The following is a 20,297-nucleotide window of genomic DNA, read 5'->3' as shown; positions in this document are numbered from 1 at the left end:
GGTTCAACCCCCCAGGTTGAGCGTGAGTTTGGTGACGGCGAACGCCTCGGCGTAGCGCTCGTGGCATTCGATGCCGCGGATCCGGGCGAGGCCGAGGAAGGCCTCCCGGTCGTACCAGGGCCGGTGCCGCTGCGAGGGGTAGTGCTCCTGCAGCAGCCGCACCTTCTGTTCGGCGGTCTCCGGCGACAGCGGCTGGTACGCCGCCGGGCGGCCGAGGTCGCCGTCCCACTTGACGATCTCGTAGCCGAGCACGAGGTGGTCGCGGAAGGCGGTGGGTATCAGCCGCGCCAGGCCGCGGTGGTCCTGGTGCGCGTCGTCGGCGCGCGGGGCGAGGACCAGGTCCGGGTCGGTCTGCGCGCGCAGGTCCTCGACCGTGGCCTTGGCCTCCTCCCAGTGCGCGGGCAGCCGGCCGTCCGGCAGCTTGTGCACGGTCAGCCGCAGGTCCGCGCCCGGGCAGAAGGCGGCGAGCGCGGCCTGCTCCTCCTGCTCCCGCTCGCTGCCGCCGCCGGAGAGCACCAGCGCGTCGACGCGCAGGCCCGGCCGCGCGAGGCACATCGTCAGCAGGGTGCCGCCGGCGCCGATGGCGATGTCGTCGCAGTGCGCGCCCACCGCGACGACCCGGTCCGGGCGCCCCGCCCCCAGCCGGATCACGCGCCCACCCCGGCGGCGTCGTGCTCCCACACGGCCCACGGGCGGTCGCCCCGGGCGTAGGCGGCGTCGAGCGCGGCGCGCTCCTTCACGGTGTCGGTCGGCTTCCAGAAGCCGCGGTGCCGCTGCGCCACCAGCCGTCCGCGCTTGGCCAGTTGGGCACAGCCGTCGGCGACCAGGTCGCCGTTCTCCGGTATGTGGTCGAAGACCTCCTGGCGGAGCACGAAATAGCCGCCGTTCTCCCACAGCGGCAGCTCGCTCACCGCGGTGATGCCGCCCACCAGGCCGTCCTCGCCCAGCTCCACGCAGTGGAACGACGACTGCGGCGGCACCACCATCATCGACGCGCCCGCGTCACGCCGCGCGAACCGGTCGATCATCTCCGGCAGCGGGGCGTCGGTGAGGACGTCGGCGTAGTTGGCGAGGAACATCTCGTCGCCGTCCAGGTGGTGCCGTACCCGGCGCAGCCGCTCCCCGATCGGCGACTCGATGCCGGTCTGCGCGAACGTGATCGTCCAGTCCGAGATGTCGGTGGACAGCAGCTCGGTGCGTCCGCCGCGCAGCACGAAGTCGTTGGACGCCGTCTCCTCGTAGTTGAGGAAGAAGTCCTTGATGTGGTGCGCGCCGTAGCCGAGGCACAGGATGAACTCCTTGTGCCCGAAGTGCGCGTAGTAGCGCATGACATGCCAGATAAGGGGCCTGGGACCGACCATCGCCATCGGCTTGGGCACGTCGTCCGCGGCACCGTTGCGCATCCGCATCCCGTAACCGCCGCAGAACAGGACGACCTTCATGCTGTGACCTCTCTCACGGCGCTACCCTCGACAACGCTCAGTTCCGGGATGGGGAAGACCAGCCGGCCGCCCCAGTCGTGCACGAAGGACAGCTGCTCGACCAGCTCGGCCCGCAGGTTCCACGGCAGCACCAGCACGTAGTCCGGCCTGTCGGCGGCGATCTGCTCGGGCGGCAGGATCGGGATGCGGGTGCCCGGGGTGAACCTGCCGTGCTTGTAGGGGTTGCGGTCGACCGTGTACGCGAGCAGGTCGGGCCGGATGCCGCAGTGGTTGAGCAGGGTGTTGCCCTTGCCCGGGGCGCCGTAGCCGACGACCGTCTCGCCGCGCTCGGCCGCCTCGACGAGGAACCTGAGCAGGTCCCGGCGCACCTTGGCCACCCGGGCGGAGAACTCGGTGTACCCGGACAGCTCCTGCAGTCCGGCGGCCTTCTCCCGGGCCAGTACGTCGGCCACCCGCTGCGCCGGCTCGCCGGCCGCCTCGGCCGGCCGGGCCCACAGCCGGATGGAACCGCCGTGCGTGGGCAGCAACTCGACGTCCACGAGCGCGAGTCCGCCGCTCGCCAGGGCACGGATCGCGGACGCGACCGTGTAGTACTGGAAGTGCTCGTGGTAGATCGTGTCGTACTGGTTCTCCTCGATCAGCGTCAGCAGGTGCTGCACCTCGATGGAGACCCAGCCGTCGTCGGCGACCAGGGCGCGCAGCCCCCGCGTGAACCCGACCACGTCGGGGATGTGCGCGTACACGTTGTTGGCGACGACCAGGTCCGCCGGGCCGTGCTCGGCGCGGACGGCCGATCCGGTGTCCGGGCCCAGGAACTCCGTCAGCGTGGGCACACCCGCGTCCCGCGCCGCGGCACCGACGTTCACCGACGGCTCGATGCCCAGGCAGCGGATCCCCCGGTCCACCACGTGCCGGAGCAGGTACCCGTCGTTGCTCGCGACCTCGACCACGAAGGCGTCGGGGCCCAGACCCAGCCGCTGCACGGCACCGTCGACGAACGTGCGCGCGTGCTCCACCCAGGAGGTCGAGTACGAGGAGAAGTACGCGTACTCCTTGAACGTGTCCTCCGGCGTGATCAGCGGCGGGATCTGCGCCAGCCAGCAGTCGGTGCAGACCCGCAGGTGCAGCGGGTACGCCGGCTCCGGCTGGTCCAGTCGGTCCGCGGCGAGAAAGCTCTCGCACGGTGGTGTCGCCCCCAGGTCGACGACGCTCGCCAGCGCCGCCGAGCCGCAGAGTCGGCATCCTGTCATGTACTGCCCCCCAACGGTTCCGTCCGTCCCGCGATCGCGGTGCGGTACTCCTCCAGCAGGCGCTCCAGGCCGACGGCCGGGCTGAAACCCTGCTCGTAACGGCGCCGGGCCGCCTGGCCCATCTCCCGGCCCAGGGCCGGCTCGGCCGCGATCCGGCGTATGCAGGACGCGAGCGAGGCGGACTCGCCCGGCCGGTGCAGCAGCCCGGTCACGCCGTCCTCGACGAGTTCGACGAAGGCGCCGTGACCGGCGGCGACGGCCGGGACCCCGGCCGCCATCGCCTCCACGACCACCAGGCCGAACGCCTCCAGCCACGTCGAGGGAGCCACCACGGCGACCGAGCGCGCGATGACCTCGCGGCACTCCGCCGGGTCCAGCAGACCGACGGGGCGCACGTCGGCCCGGCCCGCCGCCCACGCGGTCACCTCCCGCTCCAGCGGCCCCGCGCCGGCGATCACGAGCGGCACGCCCAGCCCGCCGCCCGCCGCGATCTCGTCCCACGCGGCCATGAGCAGTCGTACGCCCTTGGCCTCCGCGAGGCGGCCGAGATAGAGCAGGTGCTCTCCCTCGCCCGCGCGGCACGTGCCCGGATCCGGCACGAAGTTGTGTTTCACCGCCAGCCGCTCGGCCGGCATGCCCGCCCGCACCAGGACGTTGCGCTGCGCCGCGGAGATGCACAGGAACCGCTCCACACCGGACCACCACCGCCGCCGGTTGACCGACAGGCTGACCGCGAGCGGCACCGTCGCGAGGCGGGAGCCCCGGTAGCAGCCGTGCCGGACGGCGGGCAGCGGTGTGGACCCGACGCACTCGGTGCACGGCCGGCCGTCCCGCTGCAGCGTGCCCGGCGGGCAGATCTGGGTGTAGTTGTGCAGCGTGGCGACGGCGGGCACGCCGGCGTCGGCACAGGCGGCGAGGACCGCGGGCGACAGGAGCGGGAAGACGTTGTGGACGTGCACGACGTCGGGCCGCTCGGCGCGCAGCCGGGCGGCGAGTTCCGTGCGGACCGCCGGGTTCCACGGCACCAGGAGCGGTACCGCGGCCTTCCCCGGCAGGGAGCGGGCGGCGATGTCGTCGCTGCGCCGCTCGAACACCTCGACCCGGTGGCCGGCCCCGCGCAGCAGCTCCACCTCCTGGTCGACGACCTTGTTCTCGCCGCTCGGCTGCGCCGAGGCGTAGCGGTTGTGCACCACGAGGACGTGCATGCTCAGGTCACCTCCGATCTCCGGGCCCAGCGCGGGACGCGCCGTCGGGGCACGCCGGGCGTCGCCGGGGGAGCGGCGGCGGGCACCGCCAGCAGCGAGGCGGCCACCGCCAGGTGCAGCAGGTACGGCGAGGCGTCGCCCAGCCCGGCCTCGGTGTACGACGCGATCGCGCAGTAGCTGATCAGGAAGATCGCGCAGGCCCTCGACAGCGACGGCGGCCGCAGCAGGGCGACGCCCCCCAGCACCGCGAGGACCGCCGCCACGAGGGCGACACCGGTCAGACCCTGCTCGTGATAGACGGCCAGCCAGCTGTTGTCGATCGGCAGCCCCCCGAACGACTTGTCGCCCAGACCCGTGCCGAACAACTGCTCCGAGGGCGTCCGGGGCGCTGCCAGCAGGGCGTCCCAGACCTTGGCCCGGCCGGTGAGGCTGGAGAAGTTCTCCTTGCTCTGCCCGCGCAGGAACCACGCCTGCAGCACGGAGCCGAGCGCGACCGCGGCCACGGTGGCGCACAGCACCGCCCAGGCGAAGAACCGGCGGGCGGCGGCGCTGGTCAGGACGAGCGAGCCGATCGCCAGCGCCAGCCCGACCAGCAGGCCCAGCGTGGCCGTCCGGGTGTGGGTCAGCGCGAGCAGGACGAGCGACGGCACGATGACCACCGCCGCGCTGGTCCGGTCGGTCCTGCGGCCCAGGACGAGCAGCACGGTGAGCCCGATGATCACCGCCGCGTACTGTCCGATCTGCGGCGGGGTGAGCGGCCACAACGCGCCGACCAGCCGCCCGCCGTAGAGGTCGGGCAGGGCCGCGCCCGGGGAGACGACCAGGCCGGCGGCCACCGACCCGAGCACCGCGAAGTACAGCCGGACGTGGTGTCGCACGAACGTCAGGCCGCCGTCCCACCAGCGGCTGAGCAGCCACAGCGTGCCGACGAAGAGGGCCAGCCGGGCGCAGCGGAACAGCGCGCCGAACCCCGACTCCAGGTTCGCGCTGGAGATCAGGCTCGGCACCAGCAGCAGGGTCAGCAGGAAGACGTAGGCGCTGGCCCGGACGCGCAGCCGCAGGTTGACCGCGAGCGCCAGCGCGAACGCGGCGACCAGTGCGCCCATGGTGACCATCTGGATGAGGGAGCGGGGCAGCGGGACGATGGTCTTCGCCCCGGCGGAGCCCAGCGTGTTGAGGACCAGCAGCCCCCACACGATCCCGACCGCCTTCGGTGTCCGTGTCTCCTCGCGCATCTCAACCACCGGCCCGCGGGTCGAAGGAGCTGCCCGTGTCCTGCCGGTACGGCGCGCTCTGCCACTGCGCGTAATCCAGTGTCCGGCTCGGGTCGTGGGCGACGAACTCCCACGGTCCGACGTAGACGTTGTCGTGCCAGCGGTTGTGCTGCCGGCGGGTGATCGCCTCGGCCACCCGCTCGCCCTGGTACGGCGACCAGTCCGGGTACGTGCCGTAGTTGGCCAGCACCGCCATCCGGTCGCACTGCACCGTGCAGCCGACGACGGACTTGTCCAGCACGAAGCGGTTGCCGTGGATGTCCACCCGCTGGGTCTTCCACCGGCAGTCCGCGTAGAGCGGTGCGGCGGCGATCGCCGGCTGCCTGCAACGGCCGGTGTGCTTCACCAGCAGGGTGCAGTCGCCGGAGGAGGTGTTGGCCGGGCTGTTGCAGAACCGGTCGGCGTTCTCCCACAGGGTGATCCCGGACCAGTTGTTCTCCAGCACGTTCCCGTAGATCTCGATCCGGTCGGTGCGGGCCCGGATCCGTGGTTCACCACCGGACTCGGACAGGTAGACCGTCGCGAACGGGAAGGTGTCGCCGCGGTCGGCCGCCTTGCGGCCCTCGACCCAGTTGTTCCGCCGGATCGTGTTCTTCCGGATGACCGCGTTGTAGCTGGTCTCGTAGATCAGCGCGGCGCCGTCGTTGGCCTCCAGCACGTTGTCCTCGATGCGGAAGTCGTTGTTGTTGGTGTCCGCCCACAACCCGGCGCCCCGGTTGTCGTGCACCCAGTTGCCGCGCACGTCGGCCCCGTCGACGGCCCAGAACTTCACGCCCGCGGTGCAGCCGCAGCCCGGCCGCCGCCGCTCCCAGTCGCCGGTGTTGTTGCCCGTGATCTCGTTGTCCTCGACCACCAGGCCGCGCAGGGGGCCGCCGGCCTTGTACGCGTTCATGCCGTACTGGCCGTTGTCGCGCAGGCAGTTGGCGCGGACCCGCTGCCGGGCGCCGGCCATCAGCCCGGCGCCGGAGTTGTTCTGGATCGTCGCGTGCTCGATCACCCACCCGTCGGCCGAGTCGTGGTTGACCACGCCCTCGTTCTGCGGCGCGACGAAACCCTGCACGGTCAGGTAGCGGACCGTGACGTCACGGGCGGTGCCGCCGAACGCGTACTGGTTCTTCCTCCGGCCGTCCAGGACCGCGCCCGGCGCCCCGAGATAGCGGTCGCCCTCCTTGGGCACGACCTGGGCGTAGCGGTCCGGGTCGAGCCTGTGCCTGCCCGGCCGGAGCCAGAACGTGGTGTGCGGGGGACGGCTCTTGGTCTTCGCCGCGAGGTCGCCGACGACCGCGGGGTCGACCGTCACCGCGCCCGCCGGCGCCTTCGCCGGCCCGGCCGCGGGTTCGGCGCACACCCGTGCCACGGAGCGGGCCGCGGACGTGGACGGCGCGGTGGTCGGCGCGGCGGCCGGCTTCGCCCGGGGCCCCGGGGTGCTCTCGCAGCCGGTCGCCACCAGCAGGGCCAGCGCCAGCGGTACCGCCGCCGACGCCCAGTGCCGCCTCTTGGTCCCCACCCGCCCCCCTAGCCGCGGAACCCGAGCACGGTGGTGAAACCCTCCGCGCCGTCGGTGAAACCGGTACCGACCAGCGTGGTGGCGGGTTCCCTGCGCCCGAAGCCGGCCGAGTACCAGCCCAGCGGGGGATCCGTCTCGCCGCGGTGCGCCCGCCAGGACAACCGCGCCGGCAGGTCGAGCACCGCGGAGCGGTCCTCGCCGTCCCGGGTCCAGGTGAGGACGGCCCGGTGGCCCGCCAGCTCCGCGGTGATCGCCGGCCCCAGGTGGAACGCCAGACGTGCGGCCCGGCGCGGTCCGCGCACCTCGTCCACCACCCGCAGCTCCCGGCGCCCGGCCGTCAGCTCCACCCGGCGGCGGTGCACCGAGCCCGGGTAACCGTCGTGCTCGGCGCACCAGCGGGCCACGCCCTCGTCGGCCGCGTCCACGGCCAGGACGCGGCTCGTGGCGTGCCGGGTCCACAGGAACGGGCCGCCGGAGACCGACTGGTCGGCGCCGTCCAGCTGCAGGGTGTTGTGGCCGAGCGTCGACCGGAAGTACCGCCGCCACTCGGGCTGACCGTGGTAGCAGTACGTCCCCGGGTCGGCGAGCACGTCCACCCCGTCGTGCCGGACCTCCAGGGACAGCGCGTCCGCGTGGGCGTGCGCGGCGATGGACAGGAAGCCGTGCGGGCCGCCGTCGCAGCGGCACCAGATCCCGCCGGGACCGCGCAGGATGGTGAGCCCCGCGTCGGCGAAGTGGGCCGGCCGGCTCGCCGGGCGGGTCACGGACGGTCGCGTGGGCTTGACGAGCGCGGCCAGCAGCGGGGTGCGCACATCGGTGCCGGTCACCCGCGGCCACCAGGCGAGCCGGCCGAACACGGCGTCCCCGGTGGCCAGCAGCGAGGCCCAGCGGTCGGTGCCCGCGCCGTCCACGACCAGACCGTGCCCGTCGTCCGCGTCGCCCTGGCGCGGCGGCCGCAGCCGGCTGTCCACGACGGCCGCGAGCGCGTCGGTCATCCGCAGCAGCACCAGCCGGACCGGCGCGGGCACCGGCACGCCCGCGGCGTCCGCCTCGGCCACCGCGGCCAGCCCCAGCTCCAGGACGAGTCCGTGGTACTCGGTGGCCAGTTCGCGGTTGAGACCGGAGGGGAAGGTGTTGCCGCGCAGGTGCCGTTCCAGCGATCGCAGCGCGTCGGCCCGCCAGCGCGCCGACGACGGGAACCACCCGAACGCGCAGGCCGCGGCGAACTGCCCGGCGGCCTCGGCGACGACGTGGTTGTTCGCCGAGGACCCCCGGCTGGGGAAGGCGGCCAGCCAGCGCTGGTGGTGCCAGATCTGTGCCCGTGCCACCGGGTTGTCCTCGAACAGGGCGGCCGCGCCCGGCCAGCCGTCGAGCAGCCGGCGCACCCACACCCAGGACAGCAGCCGGATCCCCAGCTCGATGCCGCTGGTCCAGTGCACCCCGCGCAACGGCGCGTTGCCCGCCCACCACGACCGCAGGTGCCCGGCCACGCGCTCGGCGTACCGCTCGTTCCCGGTGACCGCGTAGGCGGCGGCGAGCACGGTGAGGTACTGGTGCCGGGACGGCTCCCAGATCTGCTTGATGTCCCCGACCGCGTCCTCGTCCCGGTACGGCACGTCGAAGGCGTAGCCCGACGGAGCCCGGCGCCCGGTCTTCGGGTCGTACCACCAGTCCGGGTCGGCCAGGTCGTCGCGGACCACCCCGAAGTACTCGGCGTGCCCGGACATCAGCCGGTCCGCCTCGGCCACGAGACGCTTCACGGCGTCCGGCGGGACCGCGGCGAGCGTCCCCTCGGGCAGTACGGCGGTGAACCGGGCGCCGGTCACGACCGGGCAGTCCGGCGGCGCCGAACGCCACCGCCGCCTGCGCACCGTGTCGCCCACCCGGCCGGCGACCTCGCGCGGCCCCATCCGGGACAGCCGCCGCAGGTACCAGCCCGCGCTCCCCGAACTCACCGTCATCGCGGCCTCGCCAACGTCACCGGCGCGCCACCGGCCAGGGCGGTCCGCACGGCGAGGGTGGCCGCCGTGGTGGCGACCAGCGACTCCAGCGGCACCGGCATCGGCCCGCCGGTCCGCACCGCCTTGACGAACGCGGCCAGTTCGGCGTTCTGGCCCTTGTCCCGGGCCTTGGGCAGCCGCGAACTGACCCACCGCTTGCGGCCGTGGACCGAGGCGCGGACGAAGTCGTCGAGCCGCAGCGCACGGCCGTCCGCGACCAGGTCCAGCGTCTCCTTGGGGAAGCCCGCCGGGCCGCCGATGACATAGCTGATGGTGGCGGTGGAGCCGTCCGGGTAGCGCAGCACGACCTGCAGGTCCTCGTTGCCGGACGTGGCGACCGCGTACACCGACACCGGGTCGGCGTCGAGCAGCCAGCTCGCCGTGTCGATGAAGTGACCGCCCTCGCCGGCGAACCGCGAGCCCTCGGTGCCCTGCTGGAGGTACCAGCTGCCGTGCTGAAGCCGCCCCGCGTTGACCAGGTACCGCAGGTGCGCCGGACCGGTCCGGGCGCCGAACCGCTCCCTGGCCTCCCGCAGCAGCGGCGCGAACCGGCGGTTGAAGCCCACCTGCAGCCGGTCGTTGCCGGACTCCTCCACCGCCGCGAGCACCCCGGCCAGCTCGTCCTCGGTGAGCGCCAGCGGCTTCTCCACGAACACGGTCTTGCCGGCCAGCAGCGCCCTCCGGGTCAGTTCGGCGTGCGAACTGTGCCGGGTGACCACGAACACCGCGTGGACGGACGGGTCGCCGAGCACGGCGTCGAGATCGGTGGTCGCCTCGGCGAAGCCGAACTTCCGCTGCGCGTTGGCCGCGGACAGCGCGGTCGTGGTGACGACGGTCGACAGCTCGACGCCGTCGCGCCGCGCCAGGTGCGGCAGCAGCATGGACGTCGCGTAGTTGCCCGCGCCCACGAAGGCGAGCCGCACCGGCGTCCTGGCGGCCCTGGCCTCACTCCGCCGCACGTTCACCGTCGGCACGGCCACCTCCGGGGCCGCCCGCTCTTCCGGCCGCTCGGGGTACCGGAAGAGCACGGCCACCGCCTTCAGGCCGCCGTCCTTCAGGTCCCGGTACGTCTCGACGGCGTCGTCGAAGTCGGCGACGTGGGAGACCAACGGCTCCACGTCGACGCCGCCGCGGGCGACGAGGTCGAGGAAGCAGGCCAGATTGCGGCGCTCGGTCCAGCGCACGTAGCCGATCGGGTAGTCACGGCCCTCCAGCTCGTACTCGGGGTCGTAGCGCCCGGGGCCGTAACTGCGGGAGAAGCGGACGTCGAGCTCCTTCTCGTAGTACGCGTTCCACGGCAGGTCCAGACGGCACTTGCCGATGTCGACGACCCGGCCGCGGTCCCGGCTCAACCGGGCCGCCAGCTCGACGGGCTGGTTGCTGCCACCGCCGGCGGCCAGGTACACCTGGTCCACGCCCAGGCCGCCGGTGAGATCAGCGACGGCGGCCTCCACGGCCGCGGACGCGGGATCGCCGCAGGCCGCGGCGCCCAGACGCTCCGCCAGCTCGCAGCGCACCGGGTCGGGGTCGACCCCGACGACACGGACTCCGCAGGCGGCGAGGAGCTGCACCACCAGCTGCCCGATCAGCCCCAGGCCGATGACCAGCGCCACCTCGCCGAGCCGCGGCTCGCCGCGCCGGACGCCCTGCAACGCGATCGACCCGACGGTGCCGAAGGCCGCGTGCCGGGGCGCGAGCCCGTCCGGCACCCGGGCGTAGAGGTTCTTCGGCACCCAGTTCAACTCGGCGTGCAGCGCGTGCTCGTTGCCCGCGCAGGCCACGAGGTCACCGACCGCCACGTCGTCGATCCCGGCGCCGACCTCCTCGACCACCCCGCACAGCGAGTAGCCCAGCGGCGTGTAGGAGTCCAGCTTGCCCATCACCTTGCGGTAGGTGGCGGGCACCCCGTTGGTGGCCACGCTCTGCATGACCTTGGCCACCTGGTCCGGACGGGAGCGGGCCTTGCCCAGCATCGACATGCCGGCCTCGGAGACCTTCATCAGCTCGGTCCCGGTGGAGATCAGCGAGTAGGCGGTACGCACCAGCACACCGCCCGGCTTGCACCCCGGCACCGGCACGTCGAGCACCGCCAGCTCGCCGCTCTTGTAGTTCTGCACGACCTGTTTCACCCGAAGTCCTCTTGTCTCTACACCGTCGACGGCGAGTTCTGGCCGGACCCGGAGGTCGCGTCGCGATACCAGTACTCAAGGGTCAGCACATGCCACAGATGCTTGGAGAAGTCCCGCTGCCCGGCGGCGTCCTCGGCGACGAGCCGCGCCAGCGCGTCGCGGCGCAGGAACCCGGAGCGGACCAGCACCCCGTCGTTGACCACCTCGCGCACCAGCGGTGCCAGATCCCGGCTCATCCAGGCCCGCAGCGGAGCGCTGAACAGGCCCTTGGGCCGGTACACGATCTCCCGGGGCAGGACCGAGGCGGCCGCCTCCTTGAGGACGGCCTTGCCCTGCCGGCCGGCGATCTTGCGGTCGCCGGGCACGGCGAACGCCGCCCTGACCACCTCGACGTCCACGTACGGCACCCGCACCTCGGTCGACGCGGCCATGCTGGAGCGGTCCGTGTACGCGAGGTTCAGGCCCGGCAGGAACATCCGGGCGTCGCCCAGGCACATGCGGTTGACGAAGTCGTCGAGGTCGTTGTCCTCGTAGACGTCCGCGTGTTCGGTCAGCACGTCCTCGACCGCCGGGGCCAGGTCCGGATCGACCAGGGCGAGCAGCTCCTGCCGGTCGTACAGGGTGTAACTGCGCCGGAACGCCGTCTCCTCCGGCAGTTCGGCGAAGGAGAGGAACCGCTTCGCGAACCTGACCGACCGGTACCCCCGGCGGGACGAGGCGACCGGCATCCGGTCCACGGCCGCGGACACCCCGCGCCGCAGGGGCCGCGGGACGCGCTGGTAGCGCAGCGCGAGCAGGTTGGCCAGGTGCTTGCGGTACCCGGCGAACAGTTCGTCGGCACCCATGCCCGAGAGCATCACCTTGACGCCGGCCTCCCGGGCGGCCGAGCAGATCAGGAACGTGTTGATCGCGGCCGGGTCGCCGATCGGCTCGTCCAGGTGGTACGTCATCCGCGGCAGCAGGTCGAGCACGTTCGGCGCGATCTCGATCTCGTGCAGGTCCACGCCGAACCGTCCGGCCACCTGCCGGGCGTAGCGCAGGTCGTCCGGCATCGCCTCGAACCTGGCGTCCTCGGCGCGGAACCCGATCGTGTAGGCGGAGATCCCGGGCCGGTCGCGGGCCGCCAGCGCGGTCAGATAGCTGGAGTCGAGGCCGCCGGAGAGGAAGGTCGCCACGGGTACGTCGGACAGCAGGTGGCGCCGCGTCGACTCCTCGACGACGGCGGCCAGGTCCGGCCGCTCGCCGGCCCGGGCCCGCTCCCGGCCCTCGGCGGCGACGTCCTTCAGCTGCCAGAACCGGCCGCGCTCCACCCTGCCGTCGGGCCGGCACCTCAGCCAGCTCCCCGGCGGCAGCTTCTCCGCCTCGCGGAACGCGCACCGGGAGTCCGGCACCCAGTAGTACAGCAGCGAGGCCACCAGCGCCGCGTGGTCCACCTCCAGCGACCCGCCGGTCACGGCGGCCAGTGCCTTCAGCTCGGAGGCGAACACCAGGCCCTCGCCGCGCCGGAGCAGGAACAGCGGCTTGATGCCGAGCTGGTCGCGGGCGAGCACCAGCTCACCGGTCCGCTCGTCGAAGATCCCGAACGCGAACATGCCGCGCAGCCGGGACAGGCAGTCGGTGCCCCAGCGCCGCCAGGCCTCCAGCAGCACCTCGCTGTCGGAGGTACCGCGGAAGCGCACGCCGGCGGCCGCGAGCTGGGCCCGCAGCTCCGGCGCGTTGTACAGCTCGCCGTTGTACGTCAGGACGAGACCGTCCGAGACCATCGGCTGGGCGCCGGTCTCGGACAGGTCGATGATGGCCAGCCGGCGGTGCCCCAGGTGCACTTCGCCGTCACCGGCGGGGTGGCTGTACCGGCCCGCCCCGTCCGGGCCGCGGTGGGCGAGGGTGTCGGTGAGCCGGTCGGTCACGGCCTTCCCGTCCGGCCAGCGGTACGTGCCTGCGATGCCACACATGTCTACCGCGCCTCCTGGTCGCTGTCCGGGACCCGTCCCGCCCACATCGGCAGCCGCTCCGTCTGCCGCCGGCCCTCTCCCGCTGCCGGGACGGCGTGGGAGGAACCCCCGCCGTTCTGCCGGGGGAGCCGTTCGCCGTGGCCCCGCAGCGCGATGTGCAGCCCGTCCCACAGCGTGCCGTCGGTCCGGTCCCGCGGATCGGGATCGATCAGCACCACGCCGATCACCGGGATCCGCTGGTCCGCGAGCTGCCGCGCCACGGTGTGCAGCCACGCGGCGCTGCCGTGCCCGGCACGCACGACGAGTACGGTCCGGGTGCCGAGGTGCCGCAGGTCGGTCCACGCCGTGCCGGGCGCGACCGAGCCGACGCCGAGCCGGAGCCCCTCGCGCGGTACGGCCTCGGCGTCCTCGTCGCCGACCACGGGCGGGTCGCCCGGCTTCTGGCGGCGGCCCGCGAGCTGCCGTCCGGGCAGGCCGTCGACGACGGCCACGGGCCCCTCCGCCGCCAGTGCCCTGGCGACCCCCAGGGCGAGCGCGCTCGTGCCGCGCGCACAGCCCAGTTCCAGCAGCGACACCGGTTCCGCGGAGCCGCGCACGGTCCGGGCCAGGGACGCGATGAGCCGTTCGCGTGCCGCCCGGGTCCTGCGCCGCTGCCACCGTCCGGCCGGACGGCGGGGTGTGCGGGGCAGCTCCGCGATGACCGAGGCGCCGAGGTTCGCGGCGATCTCCCGGCGCAGCACGGGGCGGTCCGCCACCACCGCGCCGACCGCGGCCACCGCGAGCCCCAGGACGAGCCCGAGGACGAGCCCGATCACGGCGTCGGTGGCAGCGGCCCTGGGCAGGGACCGCCGCACCGGGCGCGGGGCGTCCACGATCTGCGTGCCGGCGACGAGCTGGGGCGTGCCCATCCGCGCCTCCTCGGCGCGCTGGTCGAAGTCGGCGACCCGCGCGCTGAGTTCGGCCCGGCGGGCGAAGAGCGACTCCATGCTCGCCGACGCCTTCGGGTCACTCTGCGGCGGTCCGGCCCCGATCTCCTTGTTGACCTGGGCGAGTTCCTTGCGCATGCGGTCGCGCTGGTCGAGCAGCGCCTCGGACTCGGCCTTCGCGGTCTCCCGCATCCGCCGCACGTGGTCCGCGACGAACGCGTCGGCCAGCGCCCGGGCCCGGGCCACCGCCTCCGCTTCGCTGGCGCCCGTCACATCGATCTGCAGCAGGTTGTTGGTCAGGCCGGTGCCGCGGTAGTCCCGCATGAAGTCCTCGGGATTCTCCCGGGACTTGAGGGACCGCAGGGCCTCGCCGGCGATCCGCGTGGTGTGCAGCAGCGCGGCATCGGTGCGGATCAGCGTTCCGGTGTCGTTCGGCTGGTCCTCCTTGTGCGCGACCAGCACCTTGGTCGTCGCGGCCGGCGGAGGCGGCATCAGGACCGCCACCGCCGCGCCGACCAGAAGCCCCAGCAACGCCAGGGAGCACCACAGACGGCGGCGCCTGCGTACGGCCACCACCAGCGCCTGCAGATCCAGCAGCGGAGCGGCGGCCGACGGCTCCGGTGTCACGTTCGTCGTCATGCCGGGCCTCCCGTCGCGTGGCCGTGCCCGGCGAGCGCCAGAGCGCCCTCGTCCGCGGGACGGCCGGCGGACCGCGTCGGACGGCTCCGGACCGCGCCGGCGACGACGACACCGACGACCTGGTGCCCCGCGTCCGCGCACGCCTCGGCGATCCCGGCCAGTTCCCCGGCGGTCCAGCTGCCCGCGCTGAGCACCACCAGGGCACCGGACTCGGTGTCCCGGTCCGGCACCAGCGGCCTCGGCATCGAGACCTCCACCGCCCGCAGCACGGGGTACCCCCTGCTCGACGAGGCCGGGGAGGGATCGTCCTCGGCCTCGGCCACCAGCCGCTCCGCGGCCCGGCGGGCGATCTCGTCGCCGTCCGGTACGACGACCAGCAGCCGCCGCGAGCCCGGCAGCCGGTCCCGGAGCCGGGCACACACCCGCCGGTAGCGGATCCGCCTGCCGGCCTCGCCGCCGGACGGCTGCGGGTCCGGTACGTCCCACCGGGTGTCGAGGCCCAGCAGCCGGCGGATCCGGGCCCGCGGGCCACGGCCCTCCGGGCGGCCCCCGGACCCGTCACCGGGTACGTCGACGGTGCCCAGCAGCGCCGAGCCCAGCGCCGCGGCGATCTCCGGCGCGGTGCGCGGCCGGCGGCTCATCCGCGCGGCCGCGACATGGCCGATGACCGCGAGCAGCAGGAACAGCACCGCCCCGGCGACGACGAACTGCGTCCTGGTCGGCGCCGCCTCGCCGGTCGGCCGGGCCGCCGGCCCCATGACGACCATGGTGGCCCTCTCGGTCGCCGGGTCGGCCTCGTCCAGTTTCTTCACGGCGTCCTGCAGCGCGGTACGCAGCTTCTCCAGCTCGGTGCGGGCCTGCACGCTCTCCACGGTCTGCCCCGGATCGGCCGCCTCGGCCAGGTCGGTGATGCGGCGGCTGGTCTGCGCCACCATCTTGCGCAGCGCGTCGGGCCCGTCCGCCGATCCGGGGTCGGTGCCGTCGCCCGCGAGCCGCGCGGCGAAGGCGACGAACTGCTGCGCCACCTGGTCGGAGAGCCGCTGCGCACGCTCCGGGGTGTCGGCCGTACCCGAGATCCGGATGATGTTCCCGTCGGTGGCCTTGGCGCTCACCCGGTCCTGCAGTTCCCTGCGGCCGACCCCGGGCCAGCGCAGTGCGGCGGCAGCGCGGTCGACCACCACCGAACTGGTCGCTATCTCCGCCTGGGTCAGCAGCTCGCGCTCCTCCCACTGCCCCGGCAGCAGGACCGACGCCGACGTCGTGTACCGGGGCGGGAACAGCAGGGAGGCGCCGTAGCCGACGAGCGCGCCCACCACCGCGAGGACGGTGAGGAGCCGCCAGCGCCGGCGGAGTATCCGCCCGATCGTGACCAGGCGTATCGTGTCGTCGCTCAACGCCGCGGCCTCTTCCCTGCCCGGCCCGGGGCGCCCTCCGACACCGGAGCGCGGCCACGGCAGGCGGCGGCGTAGGCGGCGAGAAGCGACGCCTGCGAGTTCCGCCAGGAGAGCGGCCCGCCGATCCGCTCCTGGCCGGTCTTGCCCATCCAGGCCCGCTTCTCCGGATCGTCCAGCAGCACCGCGATGAGCCGGGCGAACGCGGCCTCGTCGTCGGCGGGCGCGTAGAGGGCGGCGTCACCGGCGGAGACCCGCGCCTCCTTCAGGTCGAACGAGACGATCGGCCGGCCCATCACCATGTACTCCAGGACCTTGTTCATGGTCGACACGTCGTTGAGCGGATTGCGGGGGTCGGGGGAGAGGCACACGTCCGCGGTGGACAGGTAGCGCACCAGGTCGGCGTCCGGGACGCGCCCGGTGAACTGCACCTGCTCCGCGAGCCCGAGCCGCCGGGACAGCTCCACCATCGCGTCGAAGGTGTCGCCGGCGCCGACGAACACCGCGTGCCAGTCGGTCCGCCCCAGGTCGTCGCGCAGCTTCGCGAGGGCCCGCAAGGCGTAGTCGACGCCGTCCTGCGGGCCCATGACACCGAGATAGCAGAGCAGATGGGGCTTGCCGCGCTTCAGCTCGGGCTCGGACGGGACGGGGTGGAACCGGGCGGTGTCGGGCGCGCTGCGCACCACGAAGACGTCCTCCGGCCGCCGGCCGCCGCGGCGCAGCGCGACGTCCCGGTAGCTCTCGTTCGTGGCGAGCACGACGTCCGCGGCCCGGTAGGTCCGCCGTTCCAGCGCGCACACGGCGCGGTAGAGCAGGTCCTCGCCGCGGCCGAACCGGGAGAGGTACAGCTCGGGTACCAGGTCGTGCTGGTCGAACACGAACCGCGCGCCGCGCCGCTTGAGCCACAGGGCCGGCAGGAACAGCAGGTCGGGCGGGTTGCAGGCGTGGACCACGTCGACCGGGCCGACCTTCCGGGCCAGCCGGAGCGTGTGCCACAACGCCGCTCCGTACTCCCGCAGGTAGCCGGCCGGACCTCCGGTGGCCGCGCGCAACGGGTAGCGGTGGATCCGCACCCCGTCGATCTCCGCCTCCGGCTCCGTGTCCCGCCTGGTCCCCCGGGGGCAGATGACGTGCACCTCCCAGCCCGCGTCCCGCAGCGTCGTGCACTCCTGCCACACCCGCCGGTCGAACGGCACCGACAGGTTCTCCACCAGGATCAGCGCGCGCCGGCCCGACCCTTCACCGCTGACCGCGTCACCAGGCAAGGCCCACGTACCCCGGTTCGGCCCGCCGCGCCTCGGCGTCGGGAAGGCGGACGAGGTCGACGAGCACCGGTCCGTCGCCCTGGGGCAGCGCCGACAGCACGGCCGGGTCCCTGGTTCCGATCAGGCACACCTCGGCGTGGTCCAGCACTTCCCCGACGGACTCCGCGAGGAGCTGCGCGAGGTGCGGCAGCCGGTTCTCGATGTACTCGCGGTTCGCGCCGATCAGCCGGGAGAGGTTCACGTTGGCGTCGTAGATGCGCAGGTCGTACCCCTTGCCGAAGAGCCGCTCCGCCAGCTCGACGAGCGGGCTCTCGCGGAGGTCGTCGGTGCCGGGTTTGAAGGAGAGCCCGAACATCCCTATGCGGCGTCTGCCGGTGCGCTCGACCAGGTCCACCGCGCGTTGCAGGTGTTCGGAGTTGGAGGGCAGCACGTGGGCGAGGATGGGCACCGAGACGTCGGCCCGCTGTGCCGCGTGGACCAGGCTGCGCAGGTCCTTGGGCAGGCAGGAGCCGCCGAAGGCGAAGCCGGGCCGCAGGTAGGCGGGGCTGATGTTGAGCTTGCGGTCGGCCAGGAACACGTCCATCACCTGGTGCGAGTCCACCCCGAGTGCCTGGCACACCGCGCCCAGTTCGTTGGCGAAGCCGATCTTGAGGCCGTGGAAGGCGTTGTCCGCGTACTTGATCGCCTCGGCCGTCGGGACCGGCACCCGGAACACCTCGCCGGGCAGGCCGTCGTACAACGCCGCCACCGCGTCACCGCTCGCCGTGTCCAGCTCGCCGATGACGGTCTTCGGCGGATCGAAGAAGTCCCGCACACTGGTGCCCTCGCGCAGGAACTCCGGGTTGACCGCGACCCCGATGTCCACTCCGGCGGTACCGCCGACGTACTTCTCCAGGATCGGCACCAGCAGGTTCAGGCAGGTGCCCGGGAGCATGGTGCTGCGGAAGACGACGGTGTGCCGCCCGCCCCGCTCGGCCAGCGCCGCGCCGATCTCCTCGGTGACCCGCTCCAGGTACGTGGTGCACAGGCTGCCGTTGGGCTCCGACGGCGTCCCCACGCAGACCAGCGACACCTCGCTGCCCATGATCGCCTCGCGGACGTCGCGGGTTGCGCGCAGCGCCCCGGCCGCCACGACCTCGGCGGTGAGTTCGCCGATCCGTTCCTCGACCACCGGGGCCCTGCCGTCGTTGACCAGGTCGACCTTCACCTGGTTCACGTCCACCCCGATGACCTCGTGTCCCATGCTGGCCAGGCACGCGGCCGACACGCAGCCCACGTAGCCGAGCCCGAAAACGCTGACTCTCATGATCTGTTCCTCCCCCCAAGGCAGGCCGTCCGGCCTGCGGTTCGCGCGCCGGGCCGGACGACGGCCCCCTCGCATCAGTAGGCGCCCTGCCCGTAGAGCACCGCACGCAGCGTCTTCCACAAGATCACTGTGTCCAGGGCGAGCGACCAGTCCTCCACGTACCGCAGGTCCAGCCGGACCGCCTCCTCCCACGACAGGTCGCTGCGTCCGCTGATCTGCCACAGGCCGGTGAGCCCGGGCTTGACCAGCAGCCGCCGCCGGATGTCCGGGTCGTACGCGGCGCACTCCTCCGGCAGCGGCGGCCGGGGGCCGACGAGCGACATGGATCCGGTGAGCACGTTGAAGAGCTGCGGCAGTTCGTCGAGCGAGTACCGGCGCAGCACCGCTCCCACCCGGGTCACCCGCGGATCCCGGCGCATCTTGAACAGCGGACCGGCGCCCTCGTTGCGGTGGGCCAGCTGGGCGCGTGCCCGGTCGGCCCCGACCACCATGGTGCGGAACTTGTACATGGTGAACTCGTGACCGTCCTTGCCGACCCGGCGCTGCCGGTAGAACGCCCCGCCCCGGCTGCCCGCCACCACGAGCAGCCCGACCAACACCATCAGCGGCGCGAACAGCACCAGCAGGACCGCCGCGCCCATCCGGTCGACGACTCCCTTGACCGCCCGGCGGCCGCCGGTGAAGGTCGGCATGCTGACCCGCAGCAGCGGGATCCCGAGTACCGCGTCGACGTGCAGCCGCGGGCCGGCCACCTCCATCAGCACGGGGGCCACGACCATCTCGGCGTCGCTGCCCTCCAGTTTCCAGGCCAGCCGTTGCAGCCGGTCCGGCGACCAGTGCGGGTCCGGTGTGACCGCGACGACCCGGTAGCCGTCGCGGCGGACGTGGTGGGCGACGTCCGCCAGCCGTCCGACGATCGGTACGCCGTCCAGGTCGTCGCCGTCGAGTCCGGGACCGTCCGTCGTGCAGACCGCGTCCACGCGCCAGCCGAGGTGCGGGAACTTGCGGGTGCGCACGATCAGGTCGCGTACGGTGGCCGCGCTTCCGGCGGCGAGCACCGGTCTCAGGCACCGTCCTTCCTTCCGGTGTCCGTGCAGCCACAGACGCAGCAGATACCGCGCGGTCATGGTGACGAGCGCGATGGCCGGGATGGCCACGAAGATCCAGAGTTTGATGTTGCGCGAGGTGAGGGCGATCCCGCCGAGCGCCAGGACGACGGTCGCCGTGAACAGCGAGCGTCCGAGCCGCCGGAATTCCTCGGCGCCCTGGCCGAGTACGGCCGGAGCCCACGAACGGCTCACCGCGAGCGAACCCAGCACCAGCAGTTCGGTGCCGAATGCGAGAATCCCCCACTTCTCGTGCCAGTTGGCCGCGTCCCGGGCCCCGAAGAAATTGCCGATCGCCGCCACCACGACGGCGGTGGCCACGGTGTCGCTGATGATCACGGTACGGCGGTACCGCTGCTCCCACTCGATCGCGGGCCGGCTGATTGCCCCGTCCGACAGACGCTCGCGCGCCGACGGAACAGGGCGGACAAGTCCCCCTTGCCGCACAGAACCCCCCCAGGTCCCAGTGGTTCGACGTGTTCGCCCAACACTGTTCCTCCCCATCGGGAGGCCCCCGCCTCCCGCACCGCCCCTCCTTTCGGGAGGCGCCCCACGCATGCCGTCCCGGCTATTTCCCAGTTATTCGAACAACTCTTCCCGGCCGCAGCGCATTCGCGCGTCCTGTCGGATGACGAGGTGTTCGAAAACTCGCCGAATCCCCGGGTGCTCCCCACACCCGAGGCCCCCTTTCGAGCTCCAGGAATCGATCACCTGTACCTCACGCCCCGGGAGCGCGACCGCCGGCTATCCGGAACGCCGAACCTGAAGATCGTTATTGGTTGCCATGTGCCCGAACGGCTGAAGCACGGTCAATCTAGACCATCGGAACCGGTATGGAGAGGGGATGTGTGGAATTTGTGCTCAGGCTTTGGGAGCGGTCCTCGGATCGGTGCCCTCTCGAAGAT

Annotated in this window: 14 protein-coding genes; all 14 read right to left on the bottom strand. The window is 73.1% G+C overall.

Annotated elements, in window-relative coordinates:
* Positions 1-3: 3 nt before the first annotated feature.
* Positions 4-651, bottom strand: a complete 648-nt coding sequence (locus ACZ7N4_RS18240) for a PIG-L deacetylase family protein (RefSeq protein ID WP_471359319.1) — start codon at positions 649-651, stop codon at positions 4-6.
* Positions 648-1,442, bottom strand: a complete 795-nt coding sequence (locus ACZ7N4_RS18235; protein ID WP_471359318.1) for a glycosyltransferase family protein — start codon at positions 1,440-1,442, stop codon at positions 648-650. The genes ACZ7N4_RS18240 and ACZ7N4_RS18235 overlap by 4 nt, the downstream gene beginning before the upstream one ends.
* Positions 1,439-2,692: a class I SAM-dependent methyltransferase gene (locus ACZ7N4_RS18230; protein ID WP_471359317.1), complete on the bottom strand. Its 1,254-nt coding sequence runs from the start codon at positions 2,690-2,692 to the stop codon at positions 1,439-1,441. The genes ACZ7N4_RS18235 and ACZ7N4_RS18230 overlap by 4 nt, the downstream gene beginning before the upstream one ends.
* Entirely contained in the window at positions 2,689-3,897 is a 1,209-nt protein-coding gene (locus tag ACZ7N4_RS18225; protein WP_471359316.1) for a glycosyltransferase, read from the bottom strand. The genes ACZ7N4_RS18230 and ACZ7N4_RS18225 overlap by 4 nt, the downstream gene beginning before the upstream one ends.
* 2 nt (positions 3,898-3,899) lie before the next feature.
* Entirely contained in the window at positions 3,900-5,132 is a 1,233-nt protein-coding gene (locus ACZ7N4_RS18220; RefSeq protein WP_471359315.1) for an O-antigen ligase domain-containing protein, read from the bottom strand.
* 1 nt (position 5,133) lies between these two features.
* Positions 5,134-6,678, bottom strand: a complete 1,545-nt coding sequence (locus tag ACZ7N4_RS18215; protein WP_471359314.1) for a right-handed parallel beta-helix repeat-containing protein — start codon at positions 6,676-6,678, stop codon at positions 5,134-5,136.
* An 8-nt stretch (positions 6,679-6,686) separates the two neighbouring features.
* On the bottom strand, positions 6,687-8,639 hold the full coding sequence (locus tag ACZ7N4_RS18210; protein WP_471359313.1) for an alginate lyase family protein: 1,953 nt from the start codon (positions 8,637-8,639) through the stop codon (positions 6,687-6,689).
* Positions 8,636-10,807 carry a bi-domain-containing oxidoreductase gene (locus ACZ7N4_RS18205; protein WP_471359312.1) on the bottom strand — a complete coding sequence of 724 codons (2,172 nt, stop codon included), beginning with the start codon at positions 10,805-10,807 and terminating at the stop codon, positions 8,636-8,638. Before ACZ7N4_RS18205 ends, ACZ7N4_RS18210 begins: the two co-directional genes overlap by 4 nt.
* 17 nt (positions 10,808-10,824) lie before the next feature.
* Complete coding sequence (asnB, locus tag ACZ7N4_RS18200) at positions 10,825-12,759, bottom strand: asparagine synthase (glutamine-hydrolyzing) (RefSeq protein WP_471359311.1); 1,935 nt, start codon at positions 12,757-12,759, stop codon at positions 10,825-10,827.
* A 2-nt stretch (positions 12,760-12,761) separates the two neighbouring features.
* On the bottom strand, positions 12,762-14,324 hold the full coding sequence (locus tag ACZ7N4_RS18195; RefSeq protein ID WP_471359310.1) for a Wzz/FepE/Etk N-terminal domain-containing protein: 1,563 nt from the start codon (positions 14,322-14,324) through the stop codon (positions 12,762-12,764).
* Positions 14,321-15,718 carry a Wzz/FepE/Etk N-terminal domain-containing protein gene (locus tag ACZ7N4_RS18190; RefSeq protein WP_471359309.1) on the bottom strand — a complete coding sequence of 466 codons (1,398 nt, stop codon included), beginning with the start codon at positions 15,716-15,718 and terminating at the stop codon, positions 14,321-14,323. Before ACZ7N4_RS18190 ends, ACZ7N4_RS18195 begins: the two co-directional genes overlap by 4 nt.
* A complete protein-coding gene (locus tag ACZ7N4_RS18185) occupies positions 15,715-16,980 on the bottom strand; it encodes a glycosyltransferase family 4 protein (RefSeq protein ID WP_471359308.1) in 1,266 nt (421 codons plus the stop codon). Before ACZ7N4_RS18185 ends, ACZ7N4_RS18190 begins: the two co-directional genes overlap by 4 nt.
* Positions 16,970-18,286: a nucleotide sugar dehydrogenase gene (locus ACZ7N4_RS18180; protein WP_471359307.1), complete on the bottom strand. Its 1,317-nt coding sequence runs from the start codon at positions 18,284-18,286 to the stop codon at positions 16,970-16,972. Before ACZ7N4_RS18180 ends, ACZ7N4_RS18185 begins: the two co-directional genes overlap by 11 nt.
* Positions 18,287-18,360: 74 nt before the next feature.
* Positions 18,361-19,839, bottom strand: coding sequence for a sugar transferase (locus ACZ7N4_RS18175; protein ID WP_471359306.1), 1,479 nt, complete (start codon positions 19,837-19,839; stop codon positions 18,361-18,363).
* Positions 19,840-20,297: the final 458 nt, after the last annotated feature.

This window comes from Streptomyces sp. NPDC107654, from assembly GCF_055639035.1.
This window is presented reverse-complemented; position numbering and strand designations above follow the sequence as displayed.

Bases quoted from the DNA above. Each gene is read 5' to 3' on its own strand.
- ACZ7N4_RS18235 (WP_471359318.1), bottom strand. From the start codon at position 1,442: ATGAAGGTCGTCCTGTTCTGCGGCGGTTACGGGATGCGGATGCGCAAC.
- ACZ7N4_RS18230 (WP_471359317.1), bottom strand. From the start codon at position 2,692: ATGACAGGATGCCGACTCTGCGGCTCGGCGGCGCTGGCGAGCGTCGTC.
- ACZ7N4_RS18225 (WP_471359316.1), bottom strand. From the start codon at position 3,897: ATGCACGTCCTCGTGGTGCACAACCGCTACGCCTCGGCGCAGCCGAGC.
- ACZ7N4_RS18220 (WP_471359315.1), bottom strand. From the start codon at position 5,132: ATGCGCGAGGAGACACGGACACCGAAGGCGGTCGGGATCGTGTGGGGG.
- ACZ7N4_RS18210 (WP_471359313.1), bottom strand. From the start codon at position 8,639: ATGACGGTGAGTTCGGGGAGCGCGGGCTGGTACCTGCGGCGGCTGTCC.
- asnB (WP_471359311.1), bottom strand. From the start codon at position 12,759: ATGTGTGGCATCGCAGGCACGTACCGCTGGCCGGACGGGAAGGCCGTG.
- ACZ7N4_RS18195 (WP_471359310.1), bottom strand. From the start codon at position 14,324: ATGACGACGAACGTGACACCGGAGCCGTCGGCCGCCGCTCCGCTGCTG.
- ACZ7N4_RS18180 (WP_471359307.1), bottom strand. From the start codon at position 18,286: ATGAGAGTCAGCGTTTTCGGGCTCGGCTACGTGGGCTGCGTGTCGGCC.